15 protein-coding genes and 1 pseudogene are annotated in these 15433 nt (G+C 71.3%); 9 read left to right on the forward strand and 7 right to left on the reverse strand.

The annotated features are described in order from the left end of the window. The first annotated feature begins 37 nt into the window (after positions 1 to 37). The 3 genes from ACBR40_RS04910 (at position 38) to ACBR40_RS04920 (ending at position 3995) form a co-directional block, all read left to right on the forward strand. Positions 38 to 1318 (forward strand): aspartate aminotransferase family protein, encoded by a 1281-nt coding sequence (locus tag ACBR40_RS04910; protein WP_344205264.1) that lies wholly within the window; start codon positions 38 to 40, stop codon positions 1316 to 1318. After that, positions 1315 to 2823, forward strand: coding sequence for a CoA-acylating methylmalonate-semialdehyde dehydrogenase (locus tag ACBR40_RS04915; protein ID WP_344205262.1), 1509 nt, complete (start codon positions 1315 to 1317; stop codon positions 2821 to 2823). Before ACBR40_RS04910 ends, ACBR40_RS04915 begins: the two co-directional genes overlap by 4 nt. Before the next feature lie 68 nt (positions 2824 to 2891). Continuing rightward, a complete protein-coding gene (locus tag ACBR40_RS04920; protein WP_371247596.1) occupies positions 2892 to 3995 on the forward strand; it encodes an extracellular solute-binding protein in 1104 nt (367 codons plus the stop codon). A 15-nt stretch (positions 3996 to 4010) separates the two neighbouring features. Here ACBR40_RS04920 and ACBR40_RS04925 read toward each other — a convergent pair whose 3' ends face one another. After that, complete coding sequence (locus ACBR40_RS04925) at positions 4011 to 4211, reverse strand: hypothetical protein (protein ID WP_344205259.1); 201 nt, start codon at positions 4209 to 4211, stop codon at positions 4011 to 4013. 209 nt (positions 4212 to 4420) lie between these two features. Then, positions 4421 to 5749 carry a 4-aminobutyrate--2-oxoglutarate transaminase gene (gene gabT, locus ACBR40_RS04930; RefSeq protein ID WP_344205257.1) on the reverse strand — a complete coding sequence of 443 codons (1329 nt, stop codon included), beginning with the start codon at positions 5747 to 5749 and terminating at the stop codon, positions 4421 to 4423. A 91-nt stretch (positions 5750 to 5840) separates the two neighbouring features. Here gabT and ACBR40_RS04935 point away from each other — a divergent pair, with 91 nt between their 5' ends. After that, positions 5841 to 7370, forward strand: a complete 1530-nt coding sequence (locus ACBR40_RS04935; RefSeq protein WP_371247597.1) for a PucR family transcriptional regulator — start codon at positions 5841 to 5843, stop codon at positions 7368 to 7370. On the opposite strand, the gene ACBR40_RS04940 is transcribed toward ACBR40_RS04935, so the two are convergent. Continuing rightward, entirely contained in the window at positions 7342 to 7965 is a 624-nt protein-coding gene (locus ACBR40_RS04940; RefSeq protein ID WP_344205254.1) for a TetR/AcrR family transcriptional regulator, read from the reverse strand. The genes ACBR40_RS04935 and ACBR40_RS04940 overlap by 29 nt on opposite strands. 293 nt (positions 7966 to 8258) lie before the next feature. On the opposite strand from ACBR40_RS04940, the gene ACBR40_RS04945 reads away from it, so the two are divergent. Then, positions 8259 to 9686 carry an aldehyde dehydrogenase family protein gene (locus tag ACBR40_RS04945; RefSeq protein ID WP_371247598.1) on the forward strand — a complete coding sequence of 476 codons (1428 nt, stop codon included), beginning with the start codon at positions 8259 to 8261 and terminating at the stop codon, positions 9684 to 9686. Between the two features lie 28 nt (positions 9687 to 9714). Here the strand turns inward: ACBR40_RS04945 and ACBR40_RS04950 are convergent, their stop codons facing one another. Then, on the reverse strand, positions 9715 to 10143 hold the full coding sequence (locus tag ACBR40_RS04950; RefSeq protein ID WP_371247599.1) for a nuclear transport factor 2 family protein: 429 nt from the start codon (positions 10141 to 10143) through the stop codon (positions 9715 to 9717). Positions 10144 to 10282: 139 nt separating this feature from the next. On the opposite strand from ACBR40_RS04950, the gene ACBR40_RS04955 reads away from it, so the two are divergent. Beyond that, positions 10283 to 10891: an RNA polymerase sigma factor gene (locus ACBR40_RS04955; RefSeq protein WP_371247600.1), complete on the forward strand. Its 609-nt coding sequence runs from the start codon at positions 10283 to 10285 to the stop codon at positions 10889 to 10891. Positions 10892 to 10893: 2 nt separating this feature from the next. Next, entirely contained in the window at positions 10894 to 12006 is a 1113-nt protein-coding gene (locus tag ACBR40_RS04960; RefSeq protein ID WP_371247601.1) for a CU044_5270 family protein, read from the forward strand. A 37-nt stretch (positions 12007 to 12043) separates the two neighbouring features. Here the strand turns inward: ACBR40_RS04960 and ACBR40_RS04965 are convergent, their stop codons facing one another. Next, on the reverse strand, positions 12044 to 12484 hold the full coding sequence (locus ACBR40_RS04965) for a MarR family transcriptional regulator (RefSeq protein ID WP_371247602.1): 441 nt from the start codon (positions 12482 to 12484) through the stop codon (positions 12044 to 12046). Positions 12485 to 12582: 98 nt separating this feature from the next. On the opposite strand from ACBR40_RS04965, the gene ACBR40_RS04970 reads away from it, so the two are divergent. Then, entirely contained in the window at positions 12583 to 13455 is an 873-nt protein-coding gene (locus ACBR40_RS04970) for an alpha/beta fold hydrolase (protein ID WP_371247603.1), read from the forward strand. An 89-nt stretch (positions 13456 to 13544) separates the two neighbouring features. Here the strand turns inward: ACBR40_RS04970 and ACBR40_RS04975 are convergent, their stop codons facing one another. Together ACBR40_RS04975 and ACBR40_RS04980 are read right to left on the reverse strand one after the other, a co-directional pair. After that, positions 13545 to 14552 (reverse strand): hypothetical protein, encoded by a 1008-nt coding sequence (locus ACBR40_RS04975; protein ID WP_371248363.1) that lies wholly within the window; start codon positions 14550 to 14552, stop codon positions 13545 to 13547. A gap of 114 nt (positions 14553 to 14666) precedes the next feature. Beyond that, a pseudogene (locus tag ACBR40_RS04980) lies at positions 14667 to 14855 on the reverse strand (helix-turn-helix transcriptional regulator); the annotation flags it as partial. A 99-nt stretch (positions 14856 to 14954) separates the two neighbouring features. Between ACBR40_RS04980 and ACBR40_RS04985 the strand changes: the two are divergent. Beyond that, complete coding sequence (locus ACBR40_RS04985; protein WP_371247605.1) at positions 14955 to 15425, forward strand: ATP-binding protein; 471 nt, start codon at positions 14955 to 14957, stop codon at positions 15423 to 15425. Positions 15426 to 15433 lie beyond the last annotated feature (8 nt).

Below are 15433 nucleotides of genomic sequence, written 5' to 3' on the forward strand. Positions count from 1 at the left end.
GTATGAGGACGGGGAGCGGGACGGGATACTCGATAGCATGTCGGAGCTACTAGCGCGCCATCGGGCAGTGATGCCGAACTGGCTGGCGCTCAACTACAACGAGCCCATCGAGATCGTCAGCGGCAAGGGCAACCGGGTCGTCGACGCCGACGGCAAGAGCTACCTCGACTTCTTCGCCGGCATCCTGACCAACATGATCGGCTACGACGTGCCCGAGGTGCGCGAGGCCGTCGAGCGTCAGCTCGCCACCGGCGTCGTGCACACCAGCACGGTCTACCTGCTCCGCGGTCAGGTCGAGCTGGCCGAGAAGATCGCGCGGCTGTCCGGCATCCCCGACGCCAAGGTCTTCTTCACCAACTCCGGCACCGAGGCCAACGAGACGGCGCTGCTGCTGGCCACGTACGCGCGCAAGAGCGACCAGGTGCTCGCCATGCGGCAGAGCTACCACGGCCGCAGCTTCGGCGCGGTCAGCGTCACCTCCAACCGGTCCTGGAAGAACAACTCCCTCTCCCCGCTCAACGTGCACTTCCTGCACGGCGCCGACCGGCACCTGACGCAGTTCAAGGGCCTGTCGGACGCCGACTACATCGCCGCGTGCGTGGACGACCTGCGCCACGTCCTCGCCACGGCCGTCTCCAACGACGTGGCGGCGCTCATCGCCGAGCCGATCCAGGGCGTGGGCGGGTTCACCATGGCGCCCGACGGGCTGTTCGCGGCGTACAAGGAGGTGCTGGACGAGCAGGGCATCCTGTTCATCTCCGACGAGGTGCAGACCGGCTGGGGCCGCACCGGCAGCGCGTTCTTCGGCATCCAGGACCACGGCGTCACGCCCGACGTGATCACTTTCGCGAAGGGTCTCGGCAACGGCTTCGCCGTGGGCGGTCTCGTGGCCCGGGGCGACCTCATGGACGGCCCGCACGCCGTGGGCCTGTCCACCTTCGGCGGCAACCCGATCTCCATGGCCGCCGCCAACGCCACCCTCGACTACGTGCTCGACCACGACCTCCAGGCCAACGCGGCGCGCACGGGGGCCATCATCATCGACGGGCTCAAGGAGGCCGCCAAGCGGCTGTCGGTCGTCAAGGACGTACGCGGCAAGGGCCTGATGTTCGCCGTCGAGCTGGAGAGCCCCGCCCAGGCGGCCCGCTTCATGGAGGAGACCAAGAGGGCGGGCCTGCTGGCGGGCAAGGGCGGCCTCTACGGCACCGCCATCCGGATGGCCCCGCCGCTCACCCTCACGGTGGAGGAGGCGGTCGAGGGCCTCGGCATCATCGTCGGCGCCCTGGAGACCATCGACGCGGAGGCGGCGCAGCAGTGAAGTCGGTCACCCACTGGATCAACGGCGCTCCCGCCGAGGGCGGCTCGGGCCGTACGGCCGAGCTGTTCGACCCGGCCACCGGCGAGGTGTCCGGCCACGTCGCGCTGGCGGACGTCGCCGACGTGGACGCCGCGGTCGCCGCGGCGGTCGCGGCCTTCCCCGCCTGGCGGGACGCCTCCCTGGTCAAGCGCGCCCAGGTGCTGTTCCGCTTCCGCGAGCTGATGGTCGCCCACCGCGACGAGCTGGCCGCGCTGATCTCCGCCGAGCACGGCAAGGTGCACTCCGACGCGCTCGGCGAGGTGGCCCGCGGCCTGGAGGTCGTCGAGTTCGCCTGCGGCATCCCGCACCTGCTCAAGGGCGGCTTCAGCGAGGGCGTCTCGACCCGGGTCGACTCCTACTCGATCCGTCAGCCGCTCGGCGTGGTGGCGGGGATCACCCCGTTCAACTTCCCCGCGATGGTGCCGATGTGGATGTTCCCGCTGGCCATCGCCTGCGGCAACGCCTTCGTGCTGAAGCCGTCGGAGAAGGACCCGTCGGCGTCGCTGCTGATGGCGCGGCTGTGGCAGGAGGCCGGGCTGCCCGACGGCGTGTTCAGCGTCGTCCAGGGCGACAAGACGGCGGTGGACCGGCTGCTGGAGCACCCCGACGTGCGCGCCGTGTCGTTCGTCGGCTCCACCCCGATCGCCCGCTACGTCTACGAGACCGGCACCGCCCACGGCAAGCGGGTGCAGGCGCTCGGCGGCGCCAAGAACCACATGCTGGTGCTCCCCGACGCCGACCTCGACCTGGTGGCGGACGCGGCGGTCTCGGCCGGGTTCGGCTCGGCGGGTGAGCGGTGCATGGCGATCTCCGTCGTGCTGGCCGTGGACCCGGTCGGCGACGAGCTGGTCAAGAAGATCACCGAACGGGTGGACAGGCTCGTCCTCGGCCCCGGCGACGACCCCAAGTCCGAGATGGGCCCGCTGGTCACCCGCGAGCACCGCGACAAGGTCGCCTCCTACCTGGACCTCGGCGTCGAGGAGGGCGCGGAGCTGGTCGTGGACGGCCGGCACACGGCGGTCCTGGGCGGCGGCACGGCGGCCGACGCGCCTGGGTTCTGGCTCGGGCCGACGGTCCTCGACCGGGTGCCGCCCGGCTCGCGCACGCACACCGAGGAGATCTTCGGCCCGGTGCTGTCGATCGTGCGGGTGGGCTCGTACGAGGAGGGCCTGGAGCTCATCAACGGCGGCGAGTACGGCAACGGCACGGCCATCTTCACCAACGACGGCGGCGCCGCCCGGCGCTTCCAGAACGAGGTGGAGGTCGGCATGGTCGGCATCAACGTGCCGATCCCGGTGCCGATGGCCTTCTACAGCTTCGGCGGCTGGAAGGCGTCGCTGTTCGGCGACACGCACGTGCACGGCACCGAGGGCGTGCACTTCTACACCCGCGGCAAGGTGGTCACCTCCCGCTGGCTCGACCCCTCCCACGGGGGCGTGAACCTGGGCTTCCCCACCAACAAGTGAGCCCTCGGCCCGGGTCCCGGTAAGCTCCTTGGCACCGGGGCGAGGGGACCCGGGCAAGAGGGGGCATCGTGCATCGCCGACGTACGTACGCGCTGGCGCTCGCCACGGCGGCGCTGGTGTCCGGCACGGGCGCGGCGAGCCCGACCCCCTCCCCGTCGCCCACCCCCACCGCTTCCGCCACGCAGAGCGACGGCACGCTGCAGATCCTCACCTACCGGGGCTTCGCCGAGTACGGCGGCGTCAGCCCCCGTTTCAACTGGGTGGGCGACTTCGAGAAGGAGACCGGCTGCCGGATCGCCAAGCTCGACACCGTGCAGACCGCCGAGGACATGATGCGCCAGCTCCAGGCCAGGTCCTACGACCTGGTCTCGGCCGGCCCCGCGCTCGCCGCCGGTCTCGTCGCGGCCAAGCAGGTGCAGCCCGTCGATCCGGCGAAGATCAGCAGTTACGGCGACCTCGACAAGCGCTTCCGCGACATGACGACGGTGTCCGGCAAGGTCTACGGCGTCCCCTACCTGTGGGGCTACCACGAGTTCGTCTACGACCCGGCGCGGGTGAAGGGCGAGCTGAAGGAGGCGTTCACCTCCGAGCGCGCCGCGCTCCGCGACAGCCCGATGACGATCGCCGACGCCGCGCTCGCGGCCGGCGAGGACGACCCCTACGCGCTCACCGAGGAGCAGCTCGACACGGCCATGGGGCTGCTGGAGGGGGCGAAGGCGCGCACCTACTGGTCCAACCCCCTCGACCTGGTCAAGGGCTTCGCCACGGGCGAGCTCGACTACGCCCAGGCCACCCCTTACTACCGGCTGCTGCTGCAGAAGGCCGGCAAGCAGGTCAAGACGGTCCCGGCGGGCGAGACGACCGGCTGGGTCGACTCCTGGATGCTGGGCGCGAACGTCCCCGACACGTCCTGCGCCTACCGCTGGCTCAACTGGATGGCCGCGCCGGACGCGCAGCGCGACGCGGCCGCGTGGGTGGGCCTCGCGCCCGCCAACGACAAGGCGTGCAAGGGGCGGGCCAGGCAGGTCTGCCAGATGTACGGGGTGGGTGACGCCAAGAGGCTGTCGCGGGTGCGTTTCGCCGAGCGGCCGCCGGCGGACTGCCGGGCGGGGGAGGGCGGGTGCCCTGACTACGACGCCTGGGCCGAGCGGTGGCGCGAGCTGGCGAAATAGAGCCGGGGCGCGGTACTAACGGGACGGGAAGGCCACCACGGTGGCGAGGGGCGCGGGCATGAGGGCCTCGGCGCAGTCGGCGCAGGCCAGCACGGCCGAGTCGTCGGGCAGCCGGCCCACGCGCACGCGCGGCCGCGGCCACCGCTTGTGGCAGACGACGCACACGTCACCCTCGCGCTGAGCCCAGCTCAGGCCCTCAGGGTCGAACGTCAACATACTCCGCGCCGTTCTTGTCGGACCCCAGTTCATCACGTTCCCAGCAGCCATCGCCCATCCGTACGTCGGATCCGTTATAACCCCTGACCGCGGCCATGAGCGTCCAGCTGAGCGTCAAGTCAGGGTGAATTCTCTACCCAACTGACCGGCTTTACACCAACAAAATCGGGCATCCAGCCACAAGCTGGATGCCCGATATCGATTGGTATCTACAGTTCGGCGATGGCTTTCTCAAGGATCCCCAGGCCCTCTTCGAGCAGGTGCTCGGGCATGACCAGCGGGGGCAGGAAGCGCAGGACGTTGCCGTACGTGCCGGCGGTCAGCACCAGCAGGCCCTCGGCGTGGCAGCGCTTGACGACCGCCTGGACGGCGGTGGGGTTCGGCTCCTTGGTGCCGGGCTCGACCAGCTCGATCGCGATCATCGCGCCCCGGCCGCGCACGTCGCCGATCACGTCGAAGCGCTCCTTCATCGACTCCAGGCGCGGGAGCATGATCTCGCCGATGCGGCGGGCCTTCGCGACGAGGTCCTCCTCCTCGATGGTCTCCAGCACGCCCAGGGCGGCCTCGCAGGCGAGGGGGTTGCCGCCGTACGTGCCGCCGAGCCCGCCGACGTGCACCGCGTCCATCAGCTCCGCGCGGCCGGTCACGGCGGCCAGCGGCAGGCCGCCCGCGATGCCCTTGGCGGTGGCGATGATGTCGGGGACGACGCCCTCGTCCTCGCAGGCGAACAGGGTGCCGGTGCGGGCGAAGCCGGTCTGCACCTCGTCGGCCACGAAAACGATGCCGTTGTCCTTGCAGAACTCCGCGATGCGCGGCAGGAAGCCCCTGGCCGGCACGATGAAGCCGCCCTCGCCGGCGATCGGCTCGATCACCACGGCGGCCACGTTCTCGGCGCCGATCTGCTTGGTGATGGCGTCGATCGCCTGCGCGGCGGCCTCCTCGGCGCAGTTGTCCGGGCCGGTCGGCCACCGGTACGGGTACGCCAGCGGCACCCGGTACACCTCCGGCGCGAACGGGCCGAACCGGTGCTTGTAGGGCATGTTCTTGGCGGTCAGCGTCATCGTCAGCAGCGTGCGGCCGTGGTAGCCGTGCTCGAAGACGACGACCGCCTGGCGGCCGGTGGCGTGCCTGGCGACCTTCACGGCGTTCTCGACGGCCTCGGCGCCCGAGTTGACGAGGAAGGTGCGCTTCTCGTGGTCGCCCGGGGTGAGCTCGTTCAGCTTCTCGCAGACCCGGACGTACGACTCGTACGGGGTCACCATGAAACAGGTGTGGGTGAAGTCCGCCACCTGCTTCTGGACCCGCTCGACGACCTTGGGCGCGGCGTTGCCGACGTTCGTGACGGCGATGCCGGAGCCGAAGTCGATCAGCGAGTTGCCGTCGGCGTCCTCCACGACGCCGCCGCCGGCGCGGGTGACGAAGACCGGCAGCGTAGTGCCGATGCCGGCCGGGACGGCCGCCTGCTTGCGGGCCAGCAGCTCCTGGGACTTGGGGCCGGGGATCGCGGTGACGACGCGCCGCTCCTGCGGAATGCTCATGCCTCCGACGCTACGGTGGCCTTCTACCTGGGCCGATACGTCGATATGGCACACTGGGGGTGCTCGTCTTCGCCGGAATGGACAAAACCGTATGCCGCCTACGCTGCAGACCGTCGTGCGCCGGATGGGCCTGCGGCCGCTGGCCGGAGGGCTGCCGCCGGACACCGTGGTGCGCTGGGTGGCGGTGAGCGAGCTGGCCGACCCCACGCCCTACCTGGAGGGTGACGAGCTGCTGCTCACCACCGGGCTGCGGCTGGAAGGCGACCTGGCCGGATATGTCGGGCGGCTCGTGGCGCGGGGCGTGGCCGGGCTCGGCTTCGGCGTCGGGGTCTCCCACGCCGAGGTGCCCCCCGCCCTCGTCGAGGCGGCCGGGCGGGCGGGGCTGCCGCTGCTGGAGGTGCCGCGCGAGACGCCGTTCATCGCCATCGGCAAGGCCGTCAGCGAGCTGCTGGCCGCCGAGCAGTACGAGGAGATCACCCGCGCCTTCGCCGCGCAGGGGCGGCTCACCCGGGCGGCGCTGCGGCCCGAGGGCATGCACGCGGTCGTCGACCGGCTGGCCAAGGAGGTCGGCGGATGGGCGGCGCTGCTCGACGAGACCGGCGCGGTCCGCCACGCCACGCGCGGGGCCCGTACGGAGGGGGTCACGGCCGAGCTCGGCCGGCTCCTCACCGGCCACCCCAGGCCCTTCGCGGCGGGGGAGGAGCGGCCGGGGGAGGGCGGCCGGGGGCGGTGGCCGGCCAGCCTGGCGCTGTCGGGGCCGGGGGAGCACATCGTGGTGCAGCCACTGGGCGGCGCACGGCCTCGTGGGTTCTTCGCCGTGGGGGCCAAGGAGGCGTTCTCGCCGGTCACCCACACGGTGATCAACGCCGCGGGCTCGCTCCTCACGCTCGCCATGGAGCAGGGACGCACCCAGGCCGCAGCCGAGCGCCGCGTCCGGTCGGCGGCGCTGGACCTGCTGCTGTCCGGGGCCGGGCAGCAGGCGCGTGACGTGCTGGCCGCGCTCGGCGGGCGGCTGCCCGAGCCGCCGCTCACGGTGCTCGCCGCGCGGGCCGACGCCCTGGACGTGCTGGAGACCCGGGTCTTCGCGGCCCCCGAGCCCCACGCCGGCGACGTGGTGTTCGCGCTCGTGCCGGAGGCGCTGGTGGAGGAGGTGGCGGGGGAGGCGGACGCGCCCGTCGGGGTCAGCCTGCCCGCCACGTACGACCCGGCGTCCCTGACCACCGCCCTCGACCAGGCCAGGCGTGCCCTCGCCGCCGCCCAGCACCCCACTGGCCCTCGGGTGGTGCGGTTCGGGGAGCTGGCCGGGCAGGGTCTGCTGGGGCTGCTGGACCAGGCCACGGCCCAGGCGTTCGCGACCGCGCTGCTGGCGCCGCTGACGGCGTACGGGTCCCGCGCCGATCTGGTCGAGTCGCTGCGCGCTTATTTGGAGAGCAACGGCCACTGGGACGCCGCCGCCCAGCGGCTCGGCATCCACCGGCACACCCTGCGCTACCGCATGCGCCGGGTCGGCGACCTGCTGGGCCGCGACCTCGACGATCCCGGAGTGCGCGCGGAGCTGTGGCTCGCCCTGGAGGCGGCCCGCCGTTACCCGGTCACTTCTTGCGCGACCGGTAGCAGCTGACGACGGCCGTGGTGACGGTCTCGTACGTGCTGCCGTCGCGCAGGTGCCCGGCCCGCTCCAGGCTGATCGCCCCCTGGGCGGCGGCCCACAGCGCGTCGGCGACCTTGCGCGGCTGGGTCGGCGCGAGATAACCGGCCGAGATGCAGTCGGCGATCACCCGGTCGAGGATGTTGAGCGCGGCCCGGGCCAGCGTACGGGCGCGCTCGCTCGGCTCGAACCCGGGGATGGCCCGCTCGAACATGAGGCTGTAGTAGCCCGGCTCGGCCAGGCACGCCTCCCGGTAGGCCGGCCCGAGGGCGTTGAGGTGCTCCAGCGGGTCGCGCCGCTGCGGCACCGACTCGAGAAAACGGCGGAAGCGCTCGAACCCCTCCAGATAGAGCGCCTCCGCCAGGCCCTCCCGGTTGCCGAACATCGTGTAGATGACCGTCGTCGTGCAGCCCGCCTCGGCGGCGATGCGGCGCATCGTCAGGCTCTCGGGCCCGTCCGTCTCCAGCAGGTTGACCGCCACGTCGAGCAGGCGGGAACGCAGTTCGTCATGGCCGGCGCGCTCTCCCAGGAGATAGGCGCCCTGCAGCCCCATGGGCGTCGAGGTCATGAGACCACCTCCCCGGCGGCCGAGGACTTCGTCGTCCTGGTGACCTCACGCTGCTCGGTCACGGGGCCCACGCCTTTCTGATCGGGGGCCCGCCGCGCTGGAGACCCGCACTCGATGACTTAGCCAAGGCGGAGTTCCCTCAAACCCCTCCCCACGGTAAACATCCCGAATTAGGTCTACTTCTGTTACATCTTGGGTATACAGAGGGGCTTGTACTTAACGGTGAGCGGTCGCGAGGCTCTTGTGCAACGTGGTGTAATTCCCCGGTCCCGGGCGTGACATAACGTCTCCGTATGGACGTGCGTAGCTTCTGGCTGAACGGCAGCCCGGCGACCGGGGACTCCGAGCTCACTGTCACCAACCCCCACGACGGCCGGGAGGTCGGCCGGCACTCCGTGCCCACCGACGCCCAGGTGGAGGAGGCCGTCGCGGGCGCCCACGCGGTCGCGAAGGAGGCCGCCGCCCTCCCCGTGCACGTGCGCGCCGAGGCCCTGGCCCACGTCTCGCGCCGGCTGGCCGAGCGGGCCGACGAGATCGCCCGGCTCATCTCCGCCGAGAACGGCAAGCCCATCCTCTGGGCGCGCGGCGAGGTCTCGCGGGCCGTCGCCACGTTCCGCTTCGCCGCCGAGGAGACCCGCCGCTGGTCGGGCGAGGTCCAGCGGCTCGACACCGAGCCGGCCGCGAACGGGCGCCTGGCGTACGTGTCGCGGGTGCCGAAGGGCCCCGTGCTGGCGATCACCCCGTTCAACTTCCCGCTGAACCTCGTCGCGCACAAGGTGGCCCCGGCCCTCGCCGTCGGCGCGCCGGTCATCGTCAAGCCCGCGCCCGCCACCCCGCTGTCGGCGCTGGTGCTCGGCGAGATCCTGGCCGAGACCGACCTGCCCGCGGGCATGTTCTCGGTGCTGCCCCTGCCGAACGAGCGCGCCGCCGCCCTCGTCGACGACCCGCGCCTGCCGGTCGTGTCGTTCACCGGCTCCGCGCCCGTCGGCTACGCCATCGCCGACCAGGTGCCGCGCAAGCACGTGACGCTGGAGCTGGGCGGCAACGCGGCGGCCGTCGTCCTCGCCGACGCCGACCTCGACTGGGCCGCCCAGCGCGTCGCCCTCTACTCCAACTACCAGGCCGGGCAGAGCTGCATCGCCGTCCAGCGGGTGATCGTCGAGCAGCCCGTGTACGACGCCTTCGTCGAGCGCCTGCTGCCCGCCGTCGAAGCCCTCGTCACCGGCGACCCGGCCGACGAGAAGACCCAGGTGGGGCCGCTCGTGTCGGAGGCCGCCGCCGAGCGGGTCGAGCAGTGGGTCCAGGAGGCCGTGGCCGGCGGCGCCCGCCTGCTGGCCGGCGGCACCCGCGACGGCGCCACGATCGCGCCGACCGTGCTCGCCGACGTCCCGCAGGACGCCAAGGTCGCCTGCGAGGAGGTCTTCGGCCCGGTGCTGATCCTGCAGCCGGCCGCCTCGATCGACGAGGCGTACGCGATGGTCAACGACTCGAAGTACGGCCTGCAGGCCGGCGTCTTCACCCGCTCCCTCGACGCCGCCTTCCGCGCGAACCGTGAGCTGGAGGTGGGCGGCGTCATCATCGGCGACGTGCCCTCCTACCGGGCCGACCAGATGCCGTACGGCGGCGTCAAGGACTCCGGGATCGGCCGCGAGGGGCTGCACTCGGCGATGGAGGACTACACGTACGAGAAGGTCATGGTCCTCACCGGCCTCACCCTCTGATCTCCGCGGCCGACCGTGGCGCGCGTCCTCACCCCTGGGAGCTGAGGGCGCGCGCCACCGTCAGGCTGTCCTCATAAATGTGGTAGCGGGTGATGAACCCGCCCTCGACCGTCAGCCGCAACGCGAACGGCGAGCTGTACGCGGCCCCGCCTTCCCCCCGCACCGTCTGGACGATCTCGCCGAACACGACGGCGTCCGCCCCGTCCACCAGGATCCGCGTCACGGACGTGCCGTTCAGCTCGGGCACGTGATACGCCTCCAGGGTCCGGAAGTGGTCCGCGACGTCCGCCCTGGTCCGGCGGGGCCGGATCCACGGCACCGCCGGGTGCCCCTCGTCCGGCCAGTCGAGCCGCCAGTCGACCGGCTCGGCGAACAACGCGGCGACGCGCTCGTGATCGCCCGCGGCCATCCTGGTCAGCAGCTCTTCCACGACCTCACGGGTGCTCTTCTCGCTCATGCACCGACCCTCCCACTCCGGAGGTCAAGCCGTCGATTACCTCCCAGGTAGCCTCGGCCCGGCGGAATCCGGGGGAAGGCGACGGTGGACTTCGGACAACAACAGGTGACCGACGTCCTCACCACCGCGAGGCTTTCGCATGCATGAGCCCTACCTGACCGCTCCTCCGGATGCACCGTCGCAGGACGACGCCGTGTGGATCGAGCGGTCCTGGGACGAGCCCGAGTGTTTCGGCGCCGTTTTCGACGCCCACTACGCCGGGATCCACCGGTACGCCTCCCGGCGGCTCGGTCCGCACGCGGCCGACGACGTCGCCGCCGAGACGTTCGCCCTGGCCTTCCGCCGGCGCCGCCGCTACGACCTGGGTCACCGCAGCGCCCGCCCCTGGCTGTACGGCATCGCGACCAACATCGTCAGCCGGCACCGCCGTGACGAGGTGCGCCTCCTGAGAGCCGTGGACCGGCTGAACCCCCTGGCGGAGCCGCCCCGGGGCCACGAGGACGAGGTGGCGGCCAAGGTGAGCGCGCAGCACGTCAAGGGCACGCTGGCTCGCGCCGTCGCCGCCCTGCCCGCCGCCCAGCGAGACGTGCTGCTGCTGGTGGCGCTCGCCGGGTTGAGCTACGACGAGGTGGCGCAGGCCCTGGACGTGCCCTTCGGCACGGTGTCCTCGCGGCTCAACCGGGCTCGCGGGAAGCTGCGCAAGGCGCTGGGCGAGAAGAACCCCCTGCTCGATGAGGAAGAGGCCTGACGATGAACGACCTGGATCTCGTCCGCGGCGTCTACGACGACCCGCCTCCTCCGTCCACGGCCACCGCGGCGGCCGCCCGCCGTCGCATGCTGAGCCAGGACGACCGACTGCCGGCGCGCCGCCTCCCGTGGCGCATGCCGCTCGGCCTGGTGGCCGCCGCCACGGCCACGGCGGTGGCGGCGGTCCTGGCGTTCTCGCCCGGTGGCGACTCCGTACGGCCTCGTCCCAGCGTGACGATGGACGAGTCGCCCCGCGGCATGATGCTGGCCGCCGCCACCCAGGCGGAGCTGCAGCAGGAGGGCCGCTACTGGTACACGCACCAGCGCACCGCCTTCGCGGCGCTCGCGCTCGGCCGCACCGGCGGGTACGTCGTGGAGGAACGCACCGAGTTCTTCGCATGGACGGGACAACGCCGTGACGACGGCGCTTCCTTCTACGGCCGTGACTTCCCGGGCAAGCCGCAGACCGAGGCCGACGCCGACGCCTGGCGCGCGGCGGGCTCCCCGTCGAGCTGGCAGATCCGTTCGTCGGGCCGTACCAGGACTCTCGCGGCCGAGCCCGGCCCCTGGCAGGAGGACGACCCGGACGCCCGGGGCGGCGGCGCGTTCGACATCGGCGGCCTTGGCCACTTCACCTACCAGGAACTCCAGGACCTGCCCACCGACCCGGAGGACCTGCGCGAGCTGCTGTGCGAGGGCTCGATCAAGCTCGCCGACGGCCGCACCGGCGCGCCGAAGAGCTGCGAGGAGCCCACGAGCGTGCTCGACCAGGTCTTCTCCCTGCTCGCGAACACGCCCGTCCCGCCCAAGGTGCGAGCCGGTCTCATGCGCCTGATCACCGACCATCCCGGCGTGCAGCGGCTGGGGGCCGTCAAGGATTCGCTCGGACGTGCCGCGGTCGGGCTCGCGGCCCTGTTCGAGAGCGCCGACGGCCGCGGGACGATCCAGCGGCAGGTGCTCTTCGACCAGCGCACCGGCGAGCTGCTGGGCAGCCGCGACATCCAGCTCGAACCGGGCCCGGACAGCGAGAAGTGGCAGGTCACCGGCAGGGTGCTGGACTACTGGGCGATCGTGGACTCGGGCTGGACCGATGCCCGGCCCGTCCTGCCCAGGTAGCCGACGCCGAGGAGGTCCTTCGGCCCGCTGCCGATCCTCAGAGATCCCTTCCGGCCTCTGACTTGGACAGCCGGTGAGCCAGGGACTCCAGCGTGGCGATGATCTGGCTGACCTCCGCAGGCTCGACGCCCAATGCCCTGGCCAGGACGTCATCGACCGTCGCCGCGTCGGCCTGCCGCTGTCCTTGCTCACGCATGCCCGGCGCGGGGCGTACCAGAGTGCGCCGCCGGTCGGTGGGGTCCGGCTCGGTGACCATCACCCCGGTGTCGCGGAACTTGGCGACCGTCGCCGACACCAGGCTCTGCGGGAAGCCGGTGCGATCGGTGATCTCGCCGATGGAACTGCCGGAGTGCTCGAAGACGTCGACGAGGATCGTGCGGGCACTGGCCGGCAGTGCGTGGAAGCCCGACCGGGGAATGGCGTCCTGACCGATCCGGATCAACTTGTGTCCCAGCAGGAACAGTTCGAGCCCGTTCATGACGTCCATGATGCACCAATCGACAGATGTATCTGTAATCGGATACATCTTTTCCATGATGCATCTCTGAGTTGATGCATCACGTATGAAGGGCACCGATGATGATCTCGAAGAACCTGCACGTCCCCGGAGCGCGACTGCGCTACCTTCTGCGCGGCACCGGTCCGCTGCTCCTCCTGGTCGCGGGCGGGGACGGAGACGCCGCCGCCAGTGACGACCTGGCCGCCCAGCTCGCCGACAGGTACACGGTCCTCACCTACGACCGCCGTGGCCTGTCCGCCAGCACCCTCGACGACCCCGGTGACCCTCCGACCGTCACCACCCATGCCGATGACCTGCACCACCTGCTCGCCGCGCTCACCACCGAGCCCGCCTACGTCTACGGCAGCAGCATCGGCGCGCTGATCTGCCTCGAACTGGTCTCCCGCCACCCCGAGCAGGTCGGCGTCCTGGTCGCACACGAGCCTCCCGCGACGCAACTGCTCCCTGAGCCCGAGCGCAGCCGCGCCAGGCAGGAACAGCAAGAGGTCGAGGACATCCACCGGGCACAAGGCGCTCTCGCCGCCCTGCGGAGGTTCGCGGCTCTCGCGGCCATCGACCCGGCCGACCGTGAACCCGACGTCGCGACGACGCCGCCCGGGCCGGAGCGTCTGCCCAACCTGGAGTTCTTCCTGACCCACGACGCGCCGGCGGTCCGCCGTCATCTGCTGGATCTGCCCGCGCTCAAAGCGGCGTCCACCCGCATCGTGCCCGCTGTCGGTGAAGCCTCCGCGCACATCTGGGCGCACCGATGCGGCCGCCTGCTCGCGGAGCAGCTCGGTGTCTCGTACGTGGAGTTTCCCGGCGGCCACAACGCGGGTGTGTTCCGGCCACGCGCTTTCGCGGCACGTCTCCACGAGGCGCTCGACTCGGCGGGGGCTGCGCCCGGCCCGCTCGGGACGGACCGGGCGGGTGATGAGCCCACCCGGTGAAGGCCGTGTCAGCCGGCCGTGACGACCGGGCACCTGACGCTTCCCTAGGCGGAAACGGCCCGCCTCCCGGTTGACCCCGGCTCGCCGCTCTAGGCCAGGGTCGCCCGCAACTCGCCCACCGCTGGACGCGATTGCTGTTCGGGGGGCACCGCGTGCAGGACCATCCTGGCGGTCTCCAGCACGTGGGCCGTGCGGAATCGTTCGGGGACGGCGGCTATGGTGGTGGTCGCCTGGGTCGCCCCTTGCTCCACTCCGCCTCTGGCGATGGCGGCCCATGCCTCGTGCAGTTGGATGTTGGTCGCGTACACATAGTCGCGCGACCGGCGGAGAAGTGCTTCGCGGGCTTGTGCCGCTGCTTCCTCCCTGCCCATGGCGGCGTACACCCAGCTCTGGGAGAAATAGAGTTCGCTCGGCGTCCAGAAGCCCTGTGCGTCGCCGCGCACGCCTCGATCGGCCAGGTCGGTCATCCTGTTCAGCGCTTCCTCGGCCTCGGTGTGGCGGCCCGCTTTGGACAGCGCTTTGGCCTTGATCGCGGCGAGCTTCAGCATCGGTCGTTGGCCGGCGAGGTGCTCGGCCTCGGCCAGGAGGCGCAGGACGGACTGAGGTGATCGCTGCCCGTACAGGCCGTGGCCCGCTTCCTCGGCGCGTACCAGGAGGCGGACGTCGAGGTCGCGGCTCGCGTCGGCCGCCCAGCGGGCGGTCTCCCACCAGCGGCAGGCCGTGCCGTGCTGTTCCAGCCGGGTGAAGGCGTTGGCCTGGATGGCGGCGAGCAGCGCGGTCACCCGGTGCAGTTCGGCGAGCTCGCTGCCCTTGGCGAGCTCGATCTGCCGCGAGAGCGTGTCCAGGTCGATGGAGAGGTCGTGGGCGACCTGCGCGGGTGGACGGTGCCTGAGGGCGTGCAGATGGTCCTCGTGGGCGGTGTTCCACTCGTCGAGGCTGCGTCGCGCGCCCATGGTCTCGTTGAGTCGTCGCCTGGTCACCTCGTCGTCGATGACGGTGCCCACGGCGGCGGCGCCGGCCAGTCGGAGCATTTGTCGGCGGTTCGTGGCGTCCTCCCCGTCCTCGTCGCCGGCGTTATCCGTGACCAGAGTAGGCACGGAACCACTCCGCTGGATAGGCGCGTCAGAGGGGACATTACGGCTTTCTATCGCATCCGCCACAAATGCCGCCAACAATCCGCCGTTCGCGGCCAGGTCCCGGTCCAGAGATATGGCGACCTTCAAGGAAGGGTTTATATCGCCTTTTTCCAGCATTGACACGTAGCTGGGGCTGATGCTTGCGCGCCGCGCGAACGCGCGGACCGTCGCGTCGCCACGAAGGCACCGCATGACCTGGCCGAACCTGCTCCCCATGGGTTGCCGACCTCCGCTGATTCGTGATGCTTGAACAGCCCTGCACATCCTGAACGCGGAATGCTGGTAAATGGCCGCGTGCGTTGGTCAGGCTACTCGTACGCGCTGAAAGCGGAAAGGGAAAAGCCCAGCGAAGGGGGATTTCCCGTGCCCGAGGTCGCCATCGCATCCATCCCCGCACAACGGCATCCGAACGCCGTCAGGCCCGAACTCATCGAGGCGATTATCGACCTTGGTCCGGGCGGCCTGATTTGGCGGCGGACATTTCCCGGGACGGAGGACCAGGTGCCGGAGGCCCGTCACTTCGCCCGCTACCTCCTCGCCGACTCGTCCCGTCGTGACGATGCCGAACTCGTCGTCGCGGAGCTGGCCACGAACGCGATCAGGCACACCGGCAGCGGTCGTTCCAGAGGCACGTTCATCGTCGAACTGGCCCGGACGACGGCGGCGGTCACCGTCGCCGTCTACGATTGCGGCTGGGGCGGCGTCCCCCGCTTCGGGCTGCGATGCCGGACCCGTGCTGAACGGGGCAGAGGGCTGGCCATCGTCGCGGCGGTCGCCGACGAGGTCGGTCATGAGGGGGACGACCAGGTGGGTCACCGGTATGGACGACGCTGATCGGCTGA

The sequence above is a fragment of the Nonomuraea sp. AD125B genome, from assembly GCF_041402765.1.
Lineage (GTDB): Bacteria > Actinomycetota > Actinomycetes > Streptosporangiales > Streptosporangiaceae > Nonomuraea > Nonomuraea bangladeshensis.

Excerpts from the sequence above, each read along its gene's own strand:
- ACBR40_RS04910 (WP_344205264.1), top strand. The coding sequence starts at position 38 with ATGTCGGAGCTACTAGCGCGCCATCGGGCAGTGATGCCGAACTGGCTG.
- ACBR40_RS04925 (WP_344205259.1), bottom strand. The coding sequence starts at position 4,211 with ATGTTGACGTTCGACCCTGAGGGCCTGAGCTGGGCTCAGCGCGAGGGT.
- gabT (WP_344205257.1), bottom strand. The coding sequence starts at position 5,749 with ATGAGCATTCCGCAGGAGCGGCGCGTCGTCACCGCGATCCCCGGCCCC.
- ACBR40_RS04935 (WP_371247597.1), top strand. The coding sequence starts at position 5,841 with ATGCCGCCTACGCTGCAGACCGTCGTGCGCCGGATGGGCCTGCGGCCG.
- ACBR40_RS04940 (WP_344205254.1), bottom strand. The coding sequence starts at position 7,965 with ATGACCTCGACGCCCATGGGGCTGCAGGGCGCCTATCTCCTGGGAGAG.
- ACBR40_RS04945 (WP_371247598.1), top strand. The coding sequence starts at position 8,259 with ATGGACGTGCGTAGCTTCTGGCTGAACGGCAGCCCGGCGACCGGGGAC.
- ACBR40_RS04950 (WP_371247599.1), bottom strand. The coding sequence starts at position 10,143 with ATGAGCGAGAAGAGCACCCGTGAGGTCGTGGAAGAGCTGCTGACCAGG.
- ACBR40_RS04955 (WP_371247600.1), top strand. The coding sequence starts at position 10,283 with ATGCATGAGCCCTACCTGACCGCTCCTCCGGATGCACCGTCGCAGGAC.
- ACBR40_RS04960 (WP_371247601.1), top strand. The coding sequence starts at position 10,894 with ATGAACGACCTGGATCTCGTCCGCGGCGTCTACGACGACCCGCCTCCT.
- ACBR40_RS04965 (WP_371247602.1), bottom strand. The coding sequence starts at position 12,484 with ATGAACGGGCTCGAACTGTTCCTGCTGGGACACAAGTTGATCCGGATC.
- ACBR40_RS04970 (WP_371247603.1), top strand. The coding sequence starts at position 12,583 with ATGATGATCTCGAAGAACCTGCACGTCCCCGGAGCGCGACTGCGCTAC.